General features: G+C 63.6%; 16 protein-coding genes. 15 read left to right on the forward strand and 1 reads right to left on the reverse strand.

What is annotated here, in order from left to right:
• Window position 1 precedes the first annotated feature (1 nt).
• The 7 genes from GE073_RS12365 to GE073_RS12395 all read left to right on the forward strand — a co-directional run bounded on the left by GE073_RS12365 (window position 2) and on the right by GE073_RS12395 (window position 9,980).
• Entirely contained in the window at window positions 2-1,633 is a 1,632-nt protein-coding gene (locus GE073_RS12365; RefSeq protein ID WP_153783542.1) for a response regulator transcription factor, read from the forward strand.
• A 75-nt stretch (window positions 1,634-1,708) separates the two neighbouring features.
• The gene (locus tag GE073_RS12370; RefSeq protein ID WP_153783543.1) at window positions 1,709-3,175 is read left to right on the forward strand and encodes a glycoside hydrolase family 43 protein; all 1,467 of its coding nucleotides are present in this window, start codon (window positions 1,709-1,711) and stop codon (window positions 3,173-3,175) included.
• 187 nt (window positions 3,176-3,362) lie between these two features.
• Window positions 3,363-4,091, forward strand: a complete 729-nt coding sequence (locus tag GE073_RS12375; RefSeq protein ID WP_373864107.1) for an ABC transporter ATP-binding protein — start codon at window positions 3,363-3,365, stop codon at window positions 4,089-4,091.
• Window positions 4,054-5,109 carry an efflux RND transporter periplasmic adaptor subunit gene (locus GE073_RS12380; protein ID WP_228551454.1) on the forward strand — a complete coding sequence of 352 codons (1,056 nt, stop codon included), beginning with the start codon at window positions 4,054-4,056 and terminating at the stop codon, window positions 5,107-5,109. Before GE073_RS12375 ends, GE073_RS12380 begins: the two co-directional genes overlap by 38 nt.
• Window positions 5,110-5,167: 58 nt before the next feature.
• Window positions 5,168-8,023, forward strand: coding sequence for an ABC transporter permease (locus GE073_RS12385; protein ID WP_153783545.1), 2,856 nt, complete (start codon window positions 5,168-5,170; stop codon window positions 8,021-8,023).
• A gap of 3 nt (window positions 8,024-8,026) precedes the next feature.
• Window positions 8,027-8,908 carry an ABC transporter ATP-binding protein gene (locus GE073_RS12390; protein WP_028597682.1) on the forward strand — a complete coding sequence of 294 codons (882 nt, stop codon included), beginning with the start codon at window positions 8,027-8,029 and terminating at the stop codon, window positions 8,906-8,908.
• Window positions 8,909-8,960: 52 nt separating this feature from the next.
• Window positions 8,961-9,980 carry an endo-1,4-beta-xylanase gene (locus tag GE073_RS12395; protein ID WP_153783546.1) on the forward strand — a complete coding sequence of 340 codons (1,020 nt, stop codon included), beginning with the start codon at window positions 8,961-8,963 and terminating at the stop codon, window positions 9,978-9,980.
• Window positions 9,981-10,154: 174 nt separating this feature from the next.
• Here the strand turns inward: GE073_RS12395 and GE073_RS12400 are convergent, their stop codons facing one another.
• Complete coding sequence (locus tag GE073_RS12400) at window positions 10,155-10,910, reverse strand: helix-turn-helix domain-containing protein (RefSeq protein ID WP_153783547.1); 756 nt, start codon at window positions 10,908-10,910, stop codon at window positions 10,155-10,157.
• 266 nt (window positions 10,911-11,176) lie between these two features.
• On the opposite strand from GE073_RS12400, the gene GE073_RS12405 reads away from it, so the two are divergent.
• The 8 genes from GE073_RS12405 to GE073_RS12440 all read left to right on the forward strand — a co-directional run bounded on the left by GE073_RS12405 (window position 11,177) and on the right by GE073_RS12440 (window position 22,970).
• Window positions 11,177-12,565 carry an ABC transporter substrate-binding protein gene (locus GE073_RS12405; protein WP_153783548.1) on the forward strand — a complete coding sequence of 463 codons (1,389 nt, stop codon included), beginning with the start codon at window positions 11,177-11,179 and terminating at the stop codon, window positions 12,563-12,565.
• Between the two features lie 86 nt (window positions 12,566-12,651).
• On the forward strand, window positions 12,652-15,549 hold the full coding sequence (locus tag GE073_RS12410; protein ID WP_153783549.1) for an extracellular solute-binding protein: 2,898 nt from the start codon (window positions 12,652-12,654) through the stop codon (window positions 15,547-15,549).
• Between the two features lie 17 nt (window positions 15,550-15,566).
• Entirely contained in the window at window positions 15,567-16,529 is a 963-nt protein-coding gene (locus tag GE073_RS12415) for a carbohydrate ABC transporter permease (protein WP_101809135.1), read from the forward strand.
• A 1-nt stretch (window position 16,530) separates the two neighbouring features.
• Window positions 16,531-17,406, forward strand: a complete 876-nt coding sequence (locus GE073_RS12420; RefSeq protein WP_028597688.1) for a carbohydrate ABC transporter permease — start codon at window positions 16,531-16,533, stop codon at window positions 17,404-17,406.
• Between the two features lie 17 nt (window positions 17,407-17,423).
• Entirely contained in the window at window positions 17,424-18,887 is a 1,464-nt protein-coding gene (locus GE073_RS12425; protein ID WP_153783550.1) for an NHL repeat-containing protein, read from the forward strand.
• Entirely contained in the window at window positions 18,868-19,503 is a 636-nt protein-coding gene (locus GE073_RS12430; protein ID WP_028597690.1) for a Yip1 family protein, read from the forward strand. The genes GE073_RS12425 and GE073_RS12430 overlap by 20 nt, the downstream gene beginning before the upstream one ends.
• Window positions 19,504-19,521: 18 nt before the next feature.
• Window positions 19,522-22,071 carry a DUF5696 domain-containing protein gene (locus GE073_RS12435; RefSeq protein WP_153783552.1) on the forward strand — a complete coding sequence of 850 codons (2,550 nt, stop codon included), beginning with the start codon at window positions 19,522-19,524 and terminating at the stop codon, window positions 22,069-22,071.
• Window positions 22,068-22,970 carry a carbohydrate ABC transporter permease gene (locus GE073_RS12440; protein ID WP_228551457.1) on the forward strand — a complete coding sequence of 301 codons (903 nt, stop codon included), beginning with the start codon at window positions 22,068-22,070 and terminating at the stop codon, window positions 22,968-22,970. The genes GE073_RS12435 and GE073_RS12440 overlap by 4 nt, the downstream gene beginning before the upstream one ends.
• Window positions 22,971-22,984: the final 14 nt, after the last annotated feature.

The raw sequence follows: 22,984 nt of genomic DNA on the forward strand, positions 1-22,984 counted from the left end.
AATGCTTAGGCTGCTGATCGTAGACGACGAAGAGATCATCACTGACGGCTTGTACGAGGTGTTCCGCATGCGGATGCCGGACCGCCTGGACGTATGCAAGGCTTATTCCGGCAAGGAGGCGCTGGAGTGGCTGAAAAGGACGCGTTTCGACATCGTGATGACGGACATCAGCATGCCCGGCATGAGCGGCCTGGAGCTGTCGGAGGAGATCCAGCTGTACTGGCCGCGCTGCCGGATCGTCTTTCTGACCGGCTACAGCGAATTCGACTACGCCTACAAGGCGATCCAGATGCCGCGCGCCCGCTACTTGCTCAAGACCGAGGGATTCGGCAAGGTGATCGAGGTCGTCGAGGAGGTGGTCGCCGAAGTCGACGAGAGCAGCCAGATCGGCTCGCTCGTCGAGCTGTCGCGCGAGCAGCTCTATGCGCTCGAGGTGATGGAGCAGGCCGAGTTCATCCGCCATCTGCTCCAAGACAGCGGCGCGCATGCGAGCGACCGCGAGGCGTTCGCCGCGGAGCTCCGCAAGGCGGGGCTCAAGCTCGATCCGCAGCAGCAGGTCTATGTGGTGGTCGGGCAGCTGGCGTATCCGGACGATAGCGGATACAGCGTCCGCAGCGGCCTGCTGCGCACGGCGGAGCGGATCTGGGACTCGTTCCTGGCGGAGCAGAGCCGCCGCGCGGGCATCGTCGAGAAGCAGGGCGAGCTGGTCTGGCTGCTGCAGCCAGCCGTTCCGCTCGAGCGCCAGTTCGACGGCTACTTCGCGCGTTATCTGGAAGGGATGCTGGAGCTGATCCAGGAAGCCTGCCAGAAGCAGCTCGGCTTGACGGCCGCTTTTGCGCTGGGCGGCAGTCCATCGGAGTGGCGGTCGGTCACGCCGCAGGCGGCCCGGCTGCGCCAGCTGCTCCAGGTCAAGCTGTCCGGACGCATGGCGGCCGTGCTGATCGACCGCTTCGAGCCGGATGAAGCCGACGGCGGCAAGGACGACCTCAAGCTGCCGCAGCGGACGGAGCTGCTCGCGGCCCATTTGGAAGCCGGACGCAGGGAGCTCTTTTTTGAAGCGTTCCACGAGCTTGCGGACGGCCTGCTGGATGCGCAGATCCAGGTCGAGCGCGCCGTCGAGGGCTACTATTCGGTCGCCCTCCTGCTGCATGCGGCGATCCAGCGCTGGGGACTCGGGCGCGACATCGGCGACTGCCGCAAGCTGCTGCGGCTCGATGAGCATGCGTCGATGAAGGAGGCGGCCGCGTACTTGCGCGAGCTGGCCGGCCGCCTGTTCGAGCTGAAGCATCGCAGCGAGATCGCCCGCGCCTCCAGCGTCATCGACCGCATCTGCCGTTACATCGAGACGCATCTGGAGGAGGATCTGTCGCTCGTCCGGCTGGCCGAGATCAACTATTTCAACCCATCGTATCTGTCCCGCTTCTTCAAGCAGGAGAGCGGGATGAACCTGTCCGAGTACATCGACGGCTGCCGGCTGAAAAAAGCGAAGGAGCTGCTGCGGAACGGAGAGCTCAAAATCCGCGAGGTCGCCGGCTCGGTCGGCTATGAAGCCGCCCACTCGTTCACGCGCTTTTTCAAAAAATCGACCGGACTGACGCCGCAGGAATACCGCGACAGCCTGCAGGCCCGCTGAGCGGAGCCGCTTGCAGGCGAGGCGCAATTTTTCAAGCAGGAGCAGCAGCAGGTCCACATTCAAAGGAGGTCCAGCATGAGTCAACCGGAAACGAAACGAGCGGAGCCTTCCGCTCGGAGGCCGCTTGCGCAGGCGGTCGGCAAGACGCCGCCGAACGGCAATCCGCTCGTCGCCCATCGCTTCGGAGCGGATCCGTATGCGCTTGTCCATGGCGGACGGGTCTATTTGTACATGACCAACGATATTCTGGAACGCGACGAGCAGGGAAACGCGAAGGACAATACGTATGGACGGATCGACCGGATCGGCATCCTTTCTTCCGACGATCTGGTCAACTGGACCGATCATGGAGAGGTCCATGTCGCCGGCAAGGACGGAGCCGCCGTCTGGGCCACCCAGTCGTGGGCGCCGGCCGCAGCGTGCAAGCTGATCGGCGGCAAGGAACGCTTCTTCCTTTATTTTGCGAACAATGCGAGCGGCATCGGCGTGCTGGAGGGCGATTCGCCGACCGGTCCGTGGGCCGATCCGCTCGGCGAGGCGCTGATCGCCCGTTCGACGCCGGGCGTGGAGGACGTGACCTGGCTGTTCGATCCGGCCGTGCTGGTGGAGGAGGACGGAAGCGCCTATATCTATTTTGGCGGAGGCATCCCCGAAGGGCGGGCACAGTGGCCCGATACGGCGCGGGTCATGAAGCTCGGCGACGACATGACGAGCGTCGTCGGCACGGCGCAGCCGATCCGGGCGCCGTATCTGTTCGAGGATGCGGGCATCAACAAGCGCGGCGGCGTCTATTATTTCTCCTACTGCTCGAACTTCCATCCGGGAGAGCGCGAGGAGGGCAGCCCTCCTGCCGGAGAGATCGCCTACATGACGAGCGGCAGCCCGACCGGGCCTTGGACGTACGAGCGCTCGATCCTCCGAAACCCGTCGGCGTTTTTCGGCGTCGGCGGCAACAACCATCACGCGATGTTCGAGTTCGCAGGCAGCTGGTATATGGCCTACCATGCGCAGACGCTGTCCAAGGCGATGGGCGTGCCGCTGGGCTATCGCTCGACGCATTTGAATCGGGTGGAGTTCGACGAGAATGGAGCCATCCGCGAGATTCAGGCCGATCTTGCCGGCGTGCCGGCAGTCAAGGCGCTGAATCCGTATGTCCGCACGAGCGGAAGCACGTCGGCCTGGACGGCAGGCGTCTCGATCGGACCCGCTCCTCGCCTCGCCGGAGCGAGAGCGGCCGCCGCCATCGAGGACGGCGGCTGGATCGGGCTTGCCGGCGCCGACTTCGGCGCCGGAGCGTCCGCCTTCGCCGCGACCGTACGCAGCGATGGCGCGGCCGGGGCGATCGAGCTGCGGCTGGATCAGCCTGACGGCGCGCTGATCGGCCGGCTGGAAGTGCCGGCAGAGGAAGAGGGAGAGGGAGAGTGGAGCTTGCGGTCGACGGCCGTTGCGGGAGCGGACGGCGTGCATGACTTGTATCTCGTATTCCGCGGCGAGCCGGATGCGCCGCTGCTGCAGCTGCTGGATTGGCAATTCAGCGAATGATTCGACCTGGACCAAGGAGGCGCGCAGCGCTTCCTTGGTTTTTTTGCGGCGTGACGCGGCCCAACTTCTATAATCCGTAAGGTCTTTCGCTGTCCATTGACCGATTGTCGGGCTGGAGGAGCCGGTCTACACTCGAAGAGGAACATCCCAGCCGATTCGGTTGAATCCAACTTGAGGGGGTATGCCGATGCAGAACGAATCGCTGCCGGCGGCAGGAGCGCCGATCCTGCGCGCGGAGGGCATCAAGCGGGTGTTCGGCAAAGGGGCTCAGGCGTTCACGGCGCTGGCGGACATCGATCTGGAGCTGCGAGAAGGATCGATGGTGGCGCTGCGGGGGCGCTCGGGCTCCGGCAAGACGACGCTGCTCAATATTTTAGGCTCGCTCGACGAGCCGACCGAGGGCAAGGTATTCCTGCGGGATCGGGAGCTGACCGGGCTCTCGGGAGCCGAGCGAAGCGCGGTCCGCCGCAAGGAGATCGGGCTCGTCTTCCAGTCGTTCGGCCTGATCCCGCTCATGTCCGCGTATGAGAACGTCGAGTTCGGACTCCGCATCGCCGGTGCGCCCAAGGCCGGGAACAAAGAGGCGGCGGAGCAGGCGCTGGAGCGGGTCGGATTGAAGGAGCGGATGAAGCATCGTCCGACCGAGCTGTCCGGCGGAGAGCAGCAGCGTGTCGCGATCGCCAGGGCGATCGCCCACAAGCCGAGCCTGCTGATCGCCGACGAGCCGACGGCGGAGCTTGACAGCGTGATGGGCCTGCAGGTGATGCAGGTTTTCCGGGATCTCGTCCGCCGCTCCGGGATGACGATCCTCATGACGACGCATGATCCCGGCATGATGGAGCTCGTCGATGATGTCATTGCATTGGAGGATGGTCGAATTGATTCGAAAACGGCCCGTCAAGCCCGCCAAGCCTGAGCGCTCGCCGCGGCAGCGGATTGCCGCGCTCGGGCTGCTGTCGGCGCTCGTCCTGTCCGGCTGCTCGCTGCTTCCGGTCGAGGAGACGACGCTTCAGCCGCCGCTCGTGCAGCCGGCCGAGGAAGCGCTCGATCTCGTCGAAGCGGCCCGCGGCAGCATCCAGACCTCGCTCAAGGGCAACGCGACGTTCGTGTCCGCGGACACGAAAGCGCTGTCGTTCAAGGACGCCGGCACGCTGAGGTCGATCGCGGTCAAGCTCGGCCAGCAGGTGAAGGCCGGCGAGCTGCTCGCCGAGCTCGAGACCGGCGACCTGGAGCTGCAGACGCGGCTGCAGCGCCTGAACGTCGAGCGGGCCGAGCTGCTCTACAGCCAGGCTCGCGCCTCGCAGGCCAGCTCGACCGACCTGCGCCTGCGCGAGATCGATCTGGAGCGCGAGCGGCTGTCGCTGGAGGCGATGGAAGAAAGGCTCGGCAAGTCGAAGCTGCTCGCGCCGATCGCCGGCACGATCATTTTCGCGGAGACGCTCCAGACCGGCGACCGGGTGAACGGCTATCAGCCGATCCTGACCGTCGCGGACCAGGCCGACATGCAGCTGACGTACTCCGCGTCCAGCAGCAAGGATGTCGCGGCCGTCGAGACCGGCATGCCGGTCTCGCTGACCTACAAAGGCAAGAGCTACACCGGCAAGGTGCTGCAGGCGCCGGGCAACGTGCCGGCCGGAACCGATCCGGCCAAGGCGGAGAAAAACGCCGTCACGCTCTACATCGGCATCGACGATCCGCCGGCGGGCATTCAGGTCGGGCACAGCGCGCAGCTCGAGATCCAGCTGCAGAAGCGGGACAACGCGATCGTGCTGCCGCGCGCGGCGCTCCGCACCTATATGAACCGCTTCTACGTGCAGGTCGCGGAAGGGGAGCGCCGCAAGGAAGTGGACGTCGAGGTGGGCCTCATGACGCCGACGGAAGTCGAGATCGTCAAAGGGCTGCAGGATGGCCAGCAGGTCATCCTGAACAATTGATGGCTCCTGCGCGGCTGGCTGCGGCTCGGCGGAGGGCTTCGAAGACGAGGTGGCGCGGATGGCACTAGGGACGATGATCCTTCGCAAGATGGCAAGCAACAAATGGCTGCAGCTGAACCTGTGGTTCGGGCTGACGCTGTGCGTCGCGCTGTTCAGCTCCATGCCGCTGTACTCGGACGCGATTCTGCAGCGGACGCTGCAGCGGGAGCTGCAGCTCGTGCAGGGCGAGAGCTCGGCGTATCCGGGCTATGTCCGCATCCGGACTACCGTCTCGTCCACGAAGATGGACGACAAGACGATCCAGGCGATCGGCCGCGCCGACCGCTTCGTGCGGACGATCCCGGAGCGGACGGGGCTGCCCGCGCAGGCGTTTTACGAGCAGCGGTTCACGCCCAAGCTGAAGGTATACGGCGCGGATGCGTCCGAGCAGGAGAAAAAGACGCAAAAGACGGCGGGGGCGTTCGCCTCGCTGTCCGGCCTGGAGCAGCGGGTGCGGATCGTCGAAGGACGCCTTCCGGCGGACCGGCAGGATGGCGCGCTCGAGGCGCTGGTGACGGAGAAGTTCCTGAACTCGGTCAAGCGGAGCCTGGGGGAGGAGCTGATCGCGGAGGCGCCGGACAAGACGCCGCTGCGGGTCGTGCCGGTCGGGCTCGTGGCGACGTCGGCCGACGCGGATCCCTATCTTCCCTACTTGACGGAACAGGCCGAGAACAGCCTGCTCCTTCCGTTCAAGACGTTCGAGCGCGAGTTCACCGCGGGCGGCAAGGTGCGGGTCGCGGAGCTGGAGTGGCGCTACGCCCTCGACTATGCGCAGCTGTCGATCGGCGGGATCGACCGCTTCCTCGAAGCGGCGACCGACATCAAGCGCTACTTCCGCGGCCGTCTCGGCGCCGAGGAGGTGAACGTGCCGGCGACTGCGACCGTCGCTTCGTATGCCGGCAAGCAGGCCCGGCTGGACGTGACGATGCTGTCGCTTTATTCGCCGGTCATGCTCATGCTCGCCTTTTACCTCTACATGGCGGCGAACCTCGTCATCGGCCGGCAGAAGACCGAGATCGCCGTCCTGCGCAGCCGCGGCGCCAGCCGCGCGCAGATCATGGCCGCCTATGCGGCGGAGAACATGCTGCTCGGCGCGGCCGCGCTGGCGGTCGGACCGTTCGTCGGCGTCGGATTCACCAAGCTGCTTGGGGCGTCGGGCGGATTCCTCGAGTTCGTGCAGCGCTCGGCGCTGGAGGTCAGCCTGACGAGCGGCAGCTACCGGATCGCGGCGCTTGCCGTCGGCGGGGCGATCCTGCTCGTGCTTTTCCCCGCCTTTCTGGCGACCCGCGTCGATATCGTGGCGCACAAGCAGCGCAGCGCCCGCCAACCGCGGATGTCGTTCTGGCACAAGACCGGCATCGATCTCGTGCTGATCGCTCTGGCGGGGTACCTGCTCTACAACTTCGGCAAGCGTCAGGAGGATCTGAAGCGGCTCGCCCTTGACCAGGACGCGCTCCAGATCGATCCGCTGCTGTTCCTGATGCCGGCGATGTTCGCGCTTGGCGGGGGGCTGCTGCTGCTGCGCGTCTATCCTTGGCTCCTCCACCTGCTCTATCGGGCCGGCCGCCGCTGGTGGCCGCCGTCGCTGTACCATACGCTCGTGCAGATCAGCCGCTCCTCCGGCCAATACTTGACGATCCAGGTGTTCCTCATCATGACGGTGTCGACCGGACTGTTCAGCGCCAATGCGGCCCGTACGATCAACGACAATATGGAAAGCAAGATCCGCTATGCGGCAGGCGCCGATATCGCGCTGTCGACCCGCTGGGCAAGCGACGCCCCGCCGCCGGCGATGGCCGGAGCGGAGCCTGGACCGGAGGCGGAGGCCAGCTCCGGGACGGACCGCAGAGTCCAGTATACGGAGCCGCCGTTCGAGCCGTTCGCCAATCTGGAAGGAGCCGCATCGGCCGCCAAGGTGTTCCGGAGCGACAAGGCGCGCTTCGCCGCCGGAAAGACGAGCGGGAAAACGACGCTGATGGGCATCGAGACGAAGTCGTTCGGCGAGACGGCGTGGATGAAGGACGGATTGCTGGAGCATCCGATCAACAGCTACCTGAACCTGATCGCGCCGAATCCGAAGGCGGTGCTCATCTCCCGCTCGCTCGCCGACAAGGCGAAGGCGAAGCCGGGCGATGCGATCCGCCTCTCCTGGGACGGGCTCGACCAGGCGGCGTTCACGGTGTACGGCATCGTCGACTACTGGCCGAGCTGGAGTCCGCTTAAAAGCGGAGAGCCCGGCAAGGAGGAGCTTCCCTATCTGGTCGTGGGCCATCTGAGCGCGATCCAGAACCGGCTGGCCGTCGAGCCGTACGAGGTGTGGCTCAAGCTGGCCGACGGAGCGGCCAGCCAGGACATCTACGACGAGCTTGCCGCGCAGAAGCTGAGCATCTCCGGACTGACCGACGCGAACCGGCAGCTGGCCGTCTCGAACAACGATCCGTTCCGGCTCGCGATCAACGGCGTCATGACGCTCGGCTTCGTCATCTCGATGCTGATCTGCTTCTTCGGCTTCCTCCTGTTCTGGCTGCTCACGCTGTCGGGCCGCACGCTCCAGTACGGCGTGCTCGGAGCGATGGGCATCCCGTTCCGCCAGATCATCCTCATGCTCGTCAGCGAGCAGCTGCTCACCTCGGGGGCGGCGGCGTTGATCGGAGTGCTCATCGGAGGCTGGTCCAGCGAGCTGTTCGTCCCGATGTTCGAGATGTCGTTCGCGACGACGGCGCAGGTGCCTCCGTTCACGGTCGTCTACCGGCTCGCCGATTACTTGCAGCTGTACAGCCTCGTCGGCATCACGCTGGCCGTCGGCCTGCTCGTGCTGGGCTGGCGGCTGTCGCGGATCCGGATCGCGCAGGCGCTCAAGCTGGGAGAGGAGTAAGCGATGATCCATTGCGAAGGACTGGTCAAGATCTTCAAGACCGCCGACCTCGAGGTCGTGGCGCTGCAAGGCCTCGACCTGATCGTCGAGCAAGGGGAGCTGATGGCGATCATTGGCAACTCGGGAAGCGGCAAATCGACGCTGCTCAACATGCTGGGAGGGCTCGACAAGCCTTCCGCCGGCAAGCTGCTCGTCGCCGGCCGGCCGCTGCTGTCCTGCGGCGAGAAGGAGCTGGTGAAGTACAAGCGGGAGACGGTCGGATTCGTCTGGCAGAACAATGCCCGCAATCTCATTCCTTATTTGACGACGCTGGAAAATGTCGAGCTGCCGATCCTGCTTCGCGGCAAGCGGCGGCGCGAGCGCGCGCTCGGGCTGCTGGAGGCGGTCGGCCTCGGCCATCGGGTGAAAAACCGGCTCAGCGAGCTGTCCGGAGGAGAGCAGCAGCGCGTCGCGATCGCGATCGCGCTGGCCAACGAGCCGAAGCTGCTGCTCGCCGACGAGCCGACGGGCTCGCTCGACAGCAGGACGTCCGAGCAGGTGCTCGACTTGTTCCGCTCGCTCAACCGCTCGCTCGGCATCACGATCGTCATCGTCACCCATGACCCGGCGCTTGCCCGCAAGGTAGACCGGGTCGTGCAGATCCGGGACGGCAAGACGTCGGCGGAGATGATCCGGAAGGCATCCTATGCCGAGGAGCCGGCGCTGCTGAGCGCGGGCGGGGCGGAGGAGGACAGCCATACGGAGTATGCCGTGCTCGACAAGGCCGGCCGCCTGCAGATACCGACAGGCTTGCTGGAGGCGGACGGCTTCAAGGACTGCGGCAAGGTGCGCGTCGAGCTGGAAGAGGGACGGATCGTGCTTTACCCGCCGGATGAGGCGGAATGACGGATGTCGCCTGAAACCGGCGCGCCCAATCGAAGAAAGGTGGAATCCAGCCATGGCCAGCACGGAGAGGAACATCGCGGAGGGCTCGCTCGCCCGCGCGTTCGAAAAGGACTTTTATATCGGCGCGGCCGTCAGCTCGCGCACGATCGTCAGCCAGAAGGAGCTGCTGATCGGGCAGTACAACAGCTTGACGGCTGAAAATGAAATGAAGTTCGCAAGCGTGCACCCGCAGGAGCGGACGTACACGTTCGAGGAGGCCGACCGGATCGCGGACTTCGCCCGCGAGCATGGAATGAAGCTGCGCGGACATACGCTCGTCTGGCACAACCAGACGCCGGACTGGGTGTTCGAGGACGGGCAGGGCGGCGAGGCCGGACGGGAGCTGCTGCTGGAGCGCATGCAGGCCCATATCGAGAAGGTCGTGGGCCGCTATTCGGAAACGGTCTATGGCTGGGATGTCGTCAATGAAGCGGTGACGGACGAAGGCGAGGCGCTGCTGCGCCCGTCGCGCTGGCTGAAGGGCATCGGAGAGGACTACATCGCGCAGGCGTTCCGCTTCGCGCAGGCGGCGGACCCGAACGCGCTGCTGTTCTACAACGACTACAACGAATGCAATCCGGGCAAGCGCGACAAGATCTGCCGGCTCGTGCGCAGCCTGCTGGACGAGGGGACGCCGATCCACGGCATCGGCCTGCAGGCGCACTGGAATGTGCAGGATCCGCCGCTCGACGACATTCGGGCCGCGATCGAAGCCTATGCCGCGCTCGGCCTGCAGCTGCAGATTACGGAGATGGACGTATCGGTATTTGCGTTCCAGGACCGGCGCGCGGATCTCGCGGAGCCGACCGCGGAAATGCTGCGGCTGCAGGAGCAGCGGTACCGCCAGTTTTTCGACCTGTTCCGCGAGTACAGCGGCACGATCACCGGCGTCACGTTCTGGGGGGCGGCCGACGACTATACGTGGCTGGACGATTTTCCGGTGCGGGGGCGCAAAAACTGGCCGCTGCTGTTCGACGAGCGGCAGCGGCCGAAGGCGGCGCTGCGCGCCGTGCTCGGCACGGATCGGACTTGAGGGTTCAGGAGGCGAAGGGCAGCGCGGCCAGGTCGATCGGACCCGGCCGCGCTGCCCCTTGCTCGTTCTTCCGCGTTCCGGCGCTGCGCGCGATGGACGCGACGGACGTCCGCAGCTTCTTCCGCGTTCCGGCGCTGCGCGCGGCGGCCTGCTCCGGGCGATTTCGCTGCGCCGTCAGGCCGAATCGATCAGCTGCTTGCGGTATTCGTTGGCGCTCGCGCCGGTATACGCCTTGAATTTCTTGTAGAACCAGTCGATCTCGGTGTAGCCGACCCGCTTGGCGATTTCATAGATGCGCATGTCGGTCTTCTCCAGCAGCGCCTTGGCCTTTTCCATCCGCTGCTGCAGCAGATATTCGTTGAAGGACATGTGGACATGGCATTTGAACTTCTGGCCGAGATAGGCGCAGTTGAAATGCAGCAGGGCGGAGATTTTCTTGAGGGTGATGTTGTGATGCAGCTCCTGCTCCACATACTGCTTCACCGTCTCGATGATCGGCTCTGCGGCCGACACGCCATGCTCGCCGCTCGCGCCGTCAGCGGCGGCTGGGCCGGCCGTGATGCCGAGCCTCTTTGTCAGCGCTTTCAAGCTGTCGTGCAGGTCGCGGGCCTGCACGGGATGCAGGATGCAGTCGCTCACCTGCAGCGCCAGCGCGCGGCGCATGAGCGGAAAATCGCCTCTTCCGCCGAGCAGGATGATCGGGACGCGGCTGATGCGGCGGATCCGCTCGCACAGCTCCATCCCGAAGTCGGGGTTGCCCATGCCGATCAGGATCAGCGAGCAGGACAGCGGCTCGACGGCGTCCATCATCGCTTCGACCGTCGGCAGCAGAAGCGCTTTCAATTCGAGGCCGTACTGGCTCCAGTCCAGCAGGCTGCTGCAGGCCTGGCTCGAGCGGGCATTGGAATCCAAAAGCAGTACCTGAACCACGATAAGAACCTCGCTTTCTGGCGATATTCTTCAAGCGTCCATGAAGGATGGTTCTATTATGGCCGCGATCCGCGAACGCAGACAACGTGCATTTCTTTGGACGCTCACCAATCCTTTACTTTTTTCCCGAGGCGGATTCCAAGCGGCCGCGCGGGGACGGGAAACCTATAGTTCGGCAGGTGACGGGCCTGCAGGGAGGCAGGTTGATGGCTCCAAATGTAAGCGCTACACTTTGCTGTGTAATCCTAAATCCGAGGGGGATGGACATGAAAGCAAGCAAGTGGACGCCGCTGCTTCTCAGCCTCATCATCGCAGGATCCATGACCGCCTGCAGCTCGAGCTCGAACGGAGGCGCGACGAATTGGGCCTCCGAAAGCGCGAATGCAGGCGTCAACGAGGCCGGCGCCAACTCGCCGGCGGCAAACGAAGGCGCAGCCGAGGCGGAGGAGCTTGCGACGCCGGAGATGGACTTCGACATGGGCGGCCGCACGATCAAGATTGTCTCCTGGTGGGACATGACGATTCCGGAAGACAATCCGGACAACATCCAGAAAAAGAAAAATCTCGACGAGCTGATGAAGAAGCATAACTTCAAGGTCGAATACGTCGCGATCGACTACGGAGAGTACCAGCAAAAGGTCGTCGCCTCGCTGCTGGCCGGCGAGCCGATCGGCGATATCGTCCGGCTCGGCAAGACGTATACGATCCCGACGCTGGTCAAGCAGGATCTGCTCTGGCCGGTCGACGAGTACACGAAAAACTCCCGGGCGTTCAATCAAAAGGTGACGGACGAGTACATGCAGTACGAGGGCAGAGGGTACGGCTTCACGGACAACCAGGCGAATCTCGTGCAGGGCGTCTTTTACAACAAGACGTTAATGAACCAGCTCGGCCTGAAGCCTCTCCAGGACTATGTGAACGAGGACGCGTGGAACTGGGATGCGTTCATCCAGGTGATCAAGGACTCCAACAAGGATACGAACAACGACGGCAAGCTCGATACATGGGGGCTCGCCAACTCGAACCTGATGGACCACGCGCTGTATTCGAACGAAGCGGCGCTCACGCTGGGCGAGAAGCAGAACCTCGACGATCCGAAGACGCTGGAGTCGCTGAACTTCATCTCCCGGCTCGCCACCGAAAAGCTGGCCCGCCCGACGGAAGGCGGCGACTGGACGGAGCCGGGGCAGTTTTTCCGCCAGGGCAACACGCTGATGTACGCAGGCGCGCTCTGGGAATTCGGCGGCTTCAAGACCGACATGGCCGATTACGAGCTGGGCTACGTGCCGTTCCCGAAAGGCCCGAGCGCGACGAGCTACCACTCGGCCGAGGCGCTGTTCCAGTCGCTGACGATTCCGAAGGCGGTCGAGCATCCGGAGCAGCTGCTGTACATCTGGGAAAAGATCCACGACATCGAGTCCGTCTACGACTATCCCGACCAGGGCTCGTATGAGACGAACTTCACGACCGAGGAAGACATCGAGAACGCCAAGATGGTCGCCCCGAACATGATCGTGCTCGATCACAACACGTTCCCGAACCTCAAGTATTACGATTTCGTCGGCGAGCTGAACGCCGGCACGTCGGTCTCGACCGTCGTCGAGAAGTACAAGGCGGCTTTCCAGGCCGCGATCGACGAAGTGTACCAAAACTGATCGAGCCGCCCGATCGCGGGCCGTCTCCTTTCAAAGCGGAGGGAACGGTCCGCGCTTCGGCTGATGCCGCAACAGGAGGAGAGATCATGTCCCGGAAACGAAAGAGATACGGAATCGCCGTGCTGGCGCTGATCGTCGCGGCCGTCTCGATCGGGCTGCTCGCCCCGTCGGACCGCAGCGGCCTGGCGAGCGTGAAGGCGATGAGCGACTTCGAGGCGATCGTCGGCAAGCAGGATGAGGCGAGCTACGGCCGCTATCTGGAACGCCACGCCTCGGACGAGAGGCCGGACGCGACGATTCGGATCGAGGGCGAGAGCTTCTCGCATGCCGCGGGCGGCAGGTTTACGGTCGAGCAAGGATATGAAGGTCTGGACGGGACGGCGGTCGTCACGCCCGAGACGGGTTCGATCAGCTGGAATGTGAACGTGAACAAAGCGGGCCTTTACCAGATTCGGATCCATTATTTCCCGGTCGAGGGCAAAAGCTCGGCGATTGAGCGGCAGCTGACGCTGGGCGGCGAGCTGCCGTTCCGCGGCGCGGAGAAGCTGTCGCTGTACCGGATCTGGGGCAATCGCGAGGAAGCGGTCCGCCGGGACGACCGGGGCAACGACCTGAGGCCGCGCCAGGTCGAGAAGGCCGCCTGGCAGCTCGAGCCGCTCCAGGACGGCGAGGGCTATGAGGATGAGCCGTACCGGTTCCATTTCAAGCAAGGAGAGCAGACGCTCACGCTGACCGCCGCGCGCGAGCCGATGGCCATCGACTATATCGAGCTCTATCAGGAGCAGCCGCTCAAAACTTATGCGGAGCTCAAGCAGGAGTACGCCGAGAAAGGGCTGGCCGAAGCGAAGGATCGGCAGCTGAAGATCCAGGCCGAGCATGCCGTGCTCAAGTCGTCGCCGACGCTGTATCCGCTGTCCGACCGCTCGAGCCCTTCGGTCGAGCCGTACGATGTGTCCAAGATCCGCGTCAATGCGATCGGCGGCCTGAACTGGAAGCTGCCGGGACAATGGATCGAGTGGGAGGTCGACGTGCCGGCGGACGGGTTGTACCGGATCGCCCTCAAGCGCAAGCAGGACCAGCTGCGCGGCGTCTACAGCACGCGCAGCCTGACGATCGACGGCGAGGTTCCATTCAAGGAAATGAAGGAGATCGCGTTTCCCTTCGACATGGACTGGCGCATGCAGGTGCTTGGCGCCGAGGAGCCGTACCTGTTCCATCTGACGGCAGGCAAGCACCGCATCCGCCTGACCGTATCGCTCGGACAGATGGCGCCGCTGCTCGAGACGATCGAGTCGAGCGTGCTGCAGCTGAACGAGATCTACCGCAAGATTCTCGTCATCACCTCCAATACGCCCGACCCGTACCGGGACTATCAGCTTGAGAAGCGCATTCCGGAAATGACGGAGGTGTTCCGCAAGCAGGCGGACACGATCGAGAGCGTCGCCGACTACCTCGAGGAGATGACCGGCGAGGTCAGCGACAAGGTCGCGGTGCTCCATACGATGGTGCGCCAGCTTCGCGAGATGGAGAGCGAGCCGGAGACGGTCGCGCGCAGGCTGAGCTCCTACAAGATCAATGTCGGCGGCCTCGGCACCTGGATCCTCACCGTGCGCGAGCAGCCGCTGTCGCTCGACTATCTCGTCGTCAGCTCGCCAGACCGCAAGCTGCCGGATGCGGCGGCGACCTTGCTGGACAAGGCGAGGCATGAGCTGGGCGGATTCGTCGCCTCGTACACCGAGGATTACGACAGCATCGGCAATACGGGCGACTCCGGCCGGTCGATCACGGTATGGATCACGACCGGACGCGACCAGGCGCAAGTGCTGAAAAGCCTGATCGACGACAGCTTCACGCCCGACACGGGCATCTCGGTGAAGCTGCGGCTCGTGCCGCCGAACATCCTGCTGCCGGCCACGCTGGCCGATGAAGGGCCGGATGTCGCGATGCAGATCGGAGAGGACCTGCCAGTCAACTATGCGATGCGCGCGGCAGCGGCCGATCTGACGCAGTTCGCCGACTTCGAGCAGGTCGCCTCCCGCTTTCGGGACAGCGCTCTGACCCCATATGCGTTCCAGGACGGCTTCTACGCGCTGCCGGAGCAGCAGACGTTCCCGATGCTGTTCTACCGCAAGGACATCCTCGGCAGCCTCGGGCTGGAGCCGCCCAAAACCTGGCAGGACGTGTACAACCTGATCTCGGTGCTGCAGAAGAGCAACATGGAGTTCTGGCTGCCGATCGACTCGGTGAACAACAACTCGACGCTCGTCCCGAACGCGACGTTCTCGATGATGCTGTTCCAGCATGGCGGCGAGTTTTACCGCGACGACGACAAGCGGAGCGGCCTCGACTCCGACATCTCGATGGACGCGTTCAAGACGTGGACGAAGTTTTATACGAACTACAAGTTCCCGCTGCTCGCGGACTTCCCGAACCGGTTCCGCACGGGCGAGATGCCGATCGGCATCGCCGACTACACGACCTACAACTCGCTGACGGTCATGGCGCCGGAGATCAAGGGGCTGTGGGACTTCACGATGGTGCCGGGCTCGGTGCAAGAGGACGGCAGCGTCAGCCATGAGGTCGCGAGCCATACGACCGGCGTCATGATGCTGCAGAACGCCAAGGACAAGGACGCCTCCTGGTCGTTCATGAAATGGTGGACCGGCAAGGAGACGCAGGTCGCCTACGGCCGCGAGATGGAAGGGCTGATGGGCGAGGCCGCCCGTTATCCGACCGCGAACATCGCTGCGCTCGAGGAGCTTCCGTGGCCGGTCAAGGACTACCGCAACCTGGAAAGCCAGTGGGAGTGGGTGCGCGGCATCCCGCAGGTGCCCGGCGGCTACTTCACGGGCCGCCATCTGGACAACGCCTTCCGCAAAGTCGTGAACCAGGCGGAGAACCCGCGCGAGGCGCTGTCGGACTACCTGCTTTACATCAACGATGAAATCGAGATCAAGCGGAAGGAATTCAACCTTCCGTATTAGTCAGGAGGCGACGTCCGATGCAAGCCGAGACTACACCGAGCGGGGCCGTGCCTGGCCTGGCCCGGAAGGCGGAGAAGAAGTCCAGGCTCGGCCCCGCGCTCAAGGAAATAGGCAAGCACAAGCATGCCTATATCCTCATGGGTCCGTACATGATCCTCTTTTTCCTCTTCACCGTCATTCCCGTCGTCTTCTCGCTGCTCCTCAGCTTCTTCTACTTCAACATGCTGGAGTTTCCGCGGTTCGTCGGCTGGCAGAACTACTCGCGCCTGCTGCTGAACGACGACGTCTTCATGATCGCGCTCAAGAACACCTTCCTGTTCGCCGTCATCACCGGGCCGGTCAGCTATGTCGCCTGCTTCCTGTTCGCCTGGATCATCAACGAGCTGTCGCCGAAGGTGCGGGCGGTCATGACGCTCATCTTCTACGCGCCTTCGATCTCGGGCAACGTGTTCTTCATCTGGCTGATCGTGTTCTCGGGCGACAGCTACGGCTATCTGAACGGCTTCCTCATCAAATACGGCTTCATCCTGGAGCCGATCCAGTGGCTGACCAACGAGAACTACATCCTGCCGATCGTCATCCTCGTGCAGCTGTGGCTGAGCCTCGGCACGAGCTTCCTCGCCTTCATCGCCGGCCTGCAGACGATCGACAAGTCGCTGATCGAGGCGGGGGCGGTGGACGGCATCCGCAACCGCTGGCAGGAGCTGTGGTTCATCACGCTGCCGTCGATGCGGCCGCAGCTGCTGTTCGGGGCGGTGCTGCAGATCACGTCCTCGTTCGCGGTTGCCGACATCTCGATCGCGCTGGCCGGCTTCCCGAGCGTCAACTACGCGGCGCATACCGTCGTGACGCATCTGATGGACTACGGCACGATCCGCTTCGAGATGGGCTACGCTTCCGCGATCGCGACCGTGCTGTTCGGGATCATGATCGGCACGAACATGCTGACGCAAAAACTGCTGCGCAAGGTAGGGGAGTGAGATGAGCATGAAAATGATCCCGGCGCTGCGGGCGCCGAAAAGGCTGAACCGCTCCTTGACGGTCAGCTTCCTCCTGTTCGCGCTGCTGGCCGTGTTCGGCGCCTTCATGGCGCTGCCGCTCGTCTACGCGATCAACAACGCCTTCAAACCGCTCGACGAGCTGTTCATCTTCCCGCCGCGCGTCCTCGTCAGCAATCCGACCTTCGACAATTTCTACGACCTGGTCGCCCTGATGGGCAGCTCGTGGGTGCCGTTGTCCCGCTATATCGGCAATACGCTGCTCATCACGCTTGTCGGCACGGCCGGACATATCCTGCTCGCGTCCGCCGCCGCCTATCCGCTCGCCAAGTACAAGATGCCCGGCGGCAAGACGCTGTTCTCCATCGTCGTCCTGTCGCTGATGTTCTCGGGCCACGTCACGGCGATTCCGAACTACATGGTCATGTCGTGGCTCGGCTGGATCAACACGCATGCGTCGATCATCGTGCCGGCGCTCGCCTTTCCGCTCGGACTGTTCCTGATGAAGCAGTTCATGGAGCAGATTCCCGACGCGCTCATCGAGGCGGCCAAGATCGACGGAGCGAACGAGTACCGGATCTACTGGACGATCGTCATGCCGAACGTCAAGCCGGCCTGGCTGACGCTCATGATCCTGCAGTTCCCGATGCTGTGGGGCACCGACGGCGGCAGCTTCATCTACAGCGAGAACCTGAAGACGCTTCACTACGCGCTCGGCCAGATCACGCAGGGCGGAATCGCGCGGGCGGGCGTAGGGGCTGCGGTCGCCTTGATCCTGATGATCGTGCCGATCACGCTGTTCATCCTCTCCCAGAGCAGCGTCATCCAGACGATGGCGACCTCCGGGATGAAAGAATAGAAAGGAGCCGTTGCGCGATGCTGGCATTGCTACGAAGGACCAAGAGCCATCTTCTGATCGCCGCGGCCTGCCTGCTGGGGACCAGTCTCGGCGGCGGGATCGCAGGAGCGGAAGATACGGCGGGCTCCTACAATTATTCCTTCTGGGGAGACACGGTGTCGGCGCCGGCCGCCTATCAGGCGACGGAGCTGCTCGGCGGAGACGATCTCGGCGCCGGTGCTCTGAAGGAGCCGAGCGATCTGCATGTGACCGATGACGGAGAGATCTACCTGCTGGACTCCGGCAACAACCGGGTGCTCGTGCTCGGTCCCGGCTTCAAGCTCGATCGGGTGATCGACTCGTTCGAGCGGGACGGCAAGCGCGAGACGTTCTCGAATCCGCAGGGGCTGTTCGTCACGGACGACAAGGAGCTTGTCGTCGCCGATACGGGCCACAAGCGGGTCGTTCGGCTCGACCGCGAGGGCGGGCTGCGGCAGGTCGTCGAAAATCCGACCTCCGAGTTTCTCGCCGAAGGGTTCTCCTTCTCCCCGGTGCGGGTCGTCGTCGACAAGGCGCAGCGGATGTACGTGATGGCGGCCGGCGTGTTCGACGGCTTCATGGAGTTCAGCTCGAGCGGAGACTTCACGTCGTTCATCGGCGCCAACCGCGTTTATTTCAACCCGATGGACCATCTCTGGAAAATGCTGTCCACCAAGGCGCAGCGCAGCCAGATGGTCATGTTCACGCCGACCGAATATACGAACCTCGACATCGACGAGGAAGGCTTCCTGTACGCGACGAACGGCCAGGTGACCGACAGCGTGCGCAAGCTGAACGCGCAAGGGACGGACATCCTGCGCCGGGAGGGCTACTTCGCCCCGGAGGGCGACATCTACTACACGATCGAGGACGGGCCGGCCCGTCTCGTCGACATCGACGTCGGCGACAGCGAGATGTACTCCATCCTCGATGCGAGCCGCGGACGGATCTTCACCTACAACGGCGACGGCCATTTCATGTATGTGTTCGGCGGGATCGGCAACCAGCTCGGGGAGTTCAAAAACCCGACCGCCGTCGATCGGCTCGGCGAGGACTTTCTCGTACTCGACAAAGCGCTCGGCGAGCTGACCGTATTCCGCACGACGGAATACGGGCGCACGCTGAACGAAGCGGTGCGCAGCTACTATCGCGGCGACGAGGAGCAGGCGTACGAGAAGTACCGCCAGACGATCCAGATGAACGCCAATCTCGAGTTCGCCTACTCCGGCATCGGCAAGGCGCTGCTGCGGCAAGGGGACTATCGGGAGTCGATGGCCTACTTCAAGCAGAGCATGGACCAGGAGGGCTACTCCAAAAGCTTCCTGCTGTACCGCAAGCAGGTGCTGCGCAGCCACTTCGCGACGATCATGAGCGTCCTGCTCGCGCTGGCGGCCGGCTATGTCGCATTCCGCAAATACCGCAAGGCGAAAGGAGGGGGAAAGGTTGCGGCAATGGAATCGTGAAGCGCTGCGCTATCCGTTTTATGTCATCCTGCATCCGTTCAACGGCTATTGGGACCTCAAGTACGAGCGAAGCCGGAGGCTGAACCTGATCCTGTCGCTCGCCATCCTGTGCCTGCTGGCGCTCACGAACATCCTGCAGACGCAGTACAGCGGCTTTGTCGTGAACCTCGTCTATCCGGACAGCATCAACAGCCTGATGGAGATCGTCTACGTCTTTGTCCCCGTGCTGTTCTGGTGCGTCGCCAACTGGTCGCTGACGACCCTCATGGACGGCGAAGGAAAATTCCGCGACATCTTCGCCTCGACCTGCTTCGCGCTGGCGCCGCTCGTCGTCATTCATTTCCCGTGGATCTGGCTGAGCAACGTCATCTCCTTGCAGGAGGTCCCGTTCTATCGGTTCTCCACGAGCGTGGCGCTGCTCTGGTCGGCGTTCCTGCTGTTCGTCGGAAATATGACCGTGCATCAATATTCGCCGATGAAAACGATCGGCATGATCATCCTGACGCTCGTCGCGATGGGCTTCATGGCGTTCCTCTGTCTGCTGTTCTTCAGCCTGATCCAGCAGATCGTGTCGTTCGTCAGCATCATCTATCAAGAGATCGCGCTTCGCGGCTGAGAGAGAGGAGGGGTGGACATGAGCAAGATCCAAAAAGCGCTGCTTGCCGGCGCGATCGCGGCCGCCCTGCTGGCGGCAGGCTGCTCCGGCGAAGGCGCGGATGCCGGAGCGGGGCAGGAAGCGCCGGCTGTGGAGGCGTTCGCGAAGGGCAAGCCGCTGCAGGCGTCCTTCGCCGACAGCCGGCTGAGCGGGATGAAGGGCGTCGCCGAGAACGGCAGGCTGCGCCTGCTGGCGAACGACGAGACGGGCGAGATCGCCGTCCTCGATCAGGCGTCGGGAGAGATCTGGCGCAGCAATCCGGCCGAGGCGGACGCCGATCCGCTCGCCTCCGGCATCAACAAGGAGCTGCTGTCTTCGCAGCTGCAGCTTGATTTCTACAACAGCTTCGGCCAGATCAGCTCGATCAACTCGTTCACGGACAGCGTCAAGCACAAGCAGCTCCGGATGGAGAAGATCGACGGCGGCGTCAGCGTCACCTACCAGTTCGGCACCGCTCAGAAAACAGCGGAGGACGTGCCGCTGCGGCTGAGCGCCAAGCGGATGGAGGAGCTGAGCGCCAAGCTGGACAATACCGGCAAGCGCGCCCTGAAGATCGCCTATACGGAAAACAAGGAGACGGCGGTGTTCGAGCGGAACGACGACGCCTTGAACGGCCTGCAGCTCACGCGCGCGCTGCAGGCGCTGGAGACGGCCGGCTATACGCCGGAGCTGCTCGAGCAGGACATGGCCGAGCTGGGCTTCACGCAGGAGAAGGCCGCGCCGCGCGTCTTCCAAGCGACGGTGAACTATACGCTGGAGGAGGGCTCGCTGCTCGTGCATGTGCCGGTCGGCGAGATCCGGTTTCCGGCGGCCTATCCGGTGAATACGATTTCCGTGCTGAGCTTTTTCGGAGCGGGGAGCGCCCGGGAGCAGGGCTCGATCTTCGTGCCGGACGGCTCCGGCTCGCTGATCCATTTCAACAACGGAAAGGCCAAATACCCGGCATACCAGCAGATGGTGTACGGCTCGGACCAGACGATGGAGCGGATCGAGGACGACGCCCGCGAGCAGCCGGTCCGCCTGCCGGTATTCGGCCTGATCAAGGAGAAGGGGGCGTTCCTCGGCATCATCGAGGAAGGCGCTGCGGCCGCGGCTGTCAAGGCGGATGTAAGCGGACGGCTGAACAGCTACAACAACGTCTATCCGAGCTTCTATGTGATCAACAAGGGAGAAGTGACGCTCGACGCCAACGGACAGCAGCGCTCGCTGCCGAAATTCCAGGAAGCGCCGATGAAAAGCGACTTCAAGGTGCGGTACGTCTTTTTGAGCGGCGAGGACGCCTCCTATGAAGGCATGGCGCGGTATTACCGCAGCTATCTGCTGGACGGCGGCGCGCTGGCGAAGCCGGCCGAAGCGAAGGCCGAGGACATGCCGTTCTACCTGCAGCTGGTCGGCAGCATCTCCAAGAAGAAGCATCTCCTCGGCATTCCTTATGAGGCGCAGGTGCCGCTGACGACGTTCAAGCAGGCGGAGGACATCGTGGAGCGGCTGCAGGAGCGCCGCATCAGCTCGATCAGGCTGAAGTACGACGGCTGGTTCAACGGCGGTCTCGACCATAAGGTGCCGTCGAGCGTTTCGGTCGACCGGGCCGTCGGCGGAGCCAAGGGACTGGAGAGCTTCGCGGCCTTCGCCAAGGCCAAGGGGATCGAGCTGTATCCGGCCGCCGCGCTGCTTGTCGCCCGCACGACCAAAGGCTTCGATGAGTCGGATGACGCCGCCCGGACGCTGCGCGCGGTGCCGGCCCGCGTCTATCCGCTCGACCTCGCGCTGAATCGGCGCGACCGCACTCAGGAGCCGTCCTACGTCGTCTCGCCTCGGTTCGCGCCGAGCTATGCGGGCACGCTTGCCGACAGCCTGAAGGACAGCGGAGCCGGAGGCGTCGCGCTGACCGATCTGGCCAGCCAGCTGAACAGCGATTACCGCAAGCGGGATCAGATCGACCGCACCGAGTCGGAGCGCTATTCGCTGGATGCGCTGCAGCAATTCCGGGAGCGCGGACTGAGCATGATGGGCGAGGGAGGCAACGTTTACGCGCTGCCGTATTTGACCGACGTGACGCATGCGCCGATGGGCGACAGCAGCTTCAAGCTGGAGGACGAGGAGATTCCGTTCTACCAGATGGTCGTGCGCGGCTCGGTCCGCTACGCCGGCCGGCCGTTCAACCTGTCCTCGTACACGGATGACCGCCTGTATGTGCTGCGCTGCATCGAGTACGGCGCGGGCGTCTCGTTCGAGTGGATCTATGCGCCGAACAGCAGCGTCAAGGACAGTGACTATCACCGGCTGTACGCGGTCAACTACGGCATGTGGCTCGACAAGGCCGCCGCGATGTACGAGGAAGTGAACGAGGCGCTCGGGCCGGCCGGCCAAAGCCCGATCGTCGGCCATGAAAAGCTGGCGGACGGCGTATATCGGACGGAGTACGGCAGCGGCCTGGCCGTCATCGTGAACTACAACGCGCATCCGGTGCAGGCCGAAGGCAGGACGATCGAGGCGCGAAGCTATGCGACAGGGGGCGGACAGGCATGAGGATCGGATGGAGGACGCGTTCCTATGCGCAGCAAAAGGCGATGTGGGGGTTTCTGTTCGTGCTGCCCTGGCTGCTCGGATTCATCTTTTTCTTCCTGCTGCCGTTCCTGACGTCGTTCCGCTACAGCCTCAGCACGATCGAGGCCAACTCCAAGGGCATCATCGTCACCTATGCCGGCTTCGCCAACTATGTCAACGCGCTGACCGTCCATACGAGCTTCAACCGCATCCTGACGGAGTCGATCGTGAACATGGTCGTCAACGTGCCGCTCATCATCATCTTCAGCCTGTTCCTGGCCGTCCTGCTGAACCAGAAGTTCCTCGGCCGGTCGATCGCGCGCTCGATCTTCTTCCTGCCGGTCATCCTGTCGTCCGGCGTCATCATGACGCTGGAGTCGAGCAGCCTCGTGCAGGCGGTCAACGACCAGGCGGCCGGGGCCGGCGGGCTGATGAACTCGTTCGGAGCCTACGAGCTCGCGCGGCTGATGCTGCGCTCGGGCGTCAACGAGACGATTGTCCTTTATTTGACGGAAGCGGTCGGGCGCATCTATGAGATCGTCAGCCAGTCGGGCGTGCAGATCCTGATCTTTCTCGCCGGCATCCAGTCGATCTCGCCGCAGCTGTACGAGGCGTCCAAGATGGAGGGCGCGACGGGCTACGAAGCGTTCTGGAAGATTACGTTTCCGATGGTCAGCCCGCTCATCCTGGTGAACCTGGTCTATACGATCATCGATTCCTTCGCCAGGAACAATATGACCGACCTGATCCGCGAGACCGGCTTCACGACCTTCAACTTCGGCCTGAGCTCGGCGATGGCATGGATCTATTTCGCTTCGATCCTGCTCATTCTGCTGCTCAGCGTCTACATCGTCTCCAAGCGGGTCTTCTATCAAGAGTAGGGGAGTGAGAGCCA

The sequence above is a fragment of the Paenibacillus sp. B01 genome (assembly GCF_009649995.1).
GTDB classification, from domain to species: domain Bacteria; phylum Bacillota; class Bacilli; order Paenibacillales; family Paenibacillaceae; genus Paenibacillus_O; species Paenibacillus_O pasadenensis.

Bases quoted from the DNA above. Each gene is read 5' to 3' on its own strand.
- GE073_RS12365 (WP_153783542.1), top strand. From the start codon at position 2: ATGCTTAGGCTGCTGATCGTAGACGACGAAGAGATCATCACTGACGGC.
- GE073_RS12370 (WP_153783543.1), top strand. From the start codon at position 1,709: ATGAGTCAACCGGAAACGAAACGAGCGGAGCCTTCCGCTCGGAGGCCG.
- GE073_RS12375 (WP_373864107.1), top strand. From the start codon at position 3,363: ATGCAGAACGAATCGCTGCCGGCGGCAGGAGCGCCGATCCTGCGCGCG.
- GE073_RS12385 (WP_153783545.1), top strand. From the start codon at position 5,168: ATGGCACTAGGGACGATGATCCTTCGCAAGATGGCAAGCAACAAATGG.
- GE073_RS12390 (WP_028597682.1), top strand. From the start codon at position 8,027: ATGATCCATTGCGAAGGACTGGTCAAGATCTTCAAGACCGCCGACCTC.
- GE073_RS12395 (WP_153783546.1), top strand. From the start codon at position 8,961: ATGGCCAGCACGGAGAGGAACATCGCGGAGGGCTCGCTCGCCCGCGCG.
- GE073_RS12405 (WP_153783548.1), top strand. From the start codon at position 11,177: ATGAAAGCAAGCAAGTGGACGCCGCTGCTTCTCAGCCTCATCATCGCA.
- GE073_RS12410 (WP_153783549.1), top strand. From the start codon at position 12,652: ATGTCCCGGAAACGAAAGAGATACGGAATCGCCGTGCTGGCGCTGATC.
- GE073_RS12415 (WP_101809135.1), top strand. From the start codon at position 15,567: ATGCAAGCCGAGACTACACCGAGCGGGGCCGTGCCTGGCCTGGCCCGG.
- GE073_RS12420 (WP_028597688.1), top strand. From the start codon at position 16,531: ATGAGCATGAAAATGATCCCGGCGCTGCGGGCGCCGAAAAGGCTGAAC.
- GE073_RS12425 (WP_153783550.1), top strand. From the start codon at position 17,424: ATGCTGGCATTGCTACGAAGGACCAAGAGCCATCTTCTGATCGCCGCG.
- GE073_RS12435 (WP_153783552.1), top strand. From the start codon at position 19,522: ATGAGCAAGATCCAAAAAGCGCTGCTTGCCGGCGCGATCGCGGCCGCC.
- GE073_RS12440 (WP_228551457.1), top strand. From the start codon at position 22,068: ATGAGGATCGGATGGAGGACGCGTTCCTATGCGCAGCAAAAGGCGATG.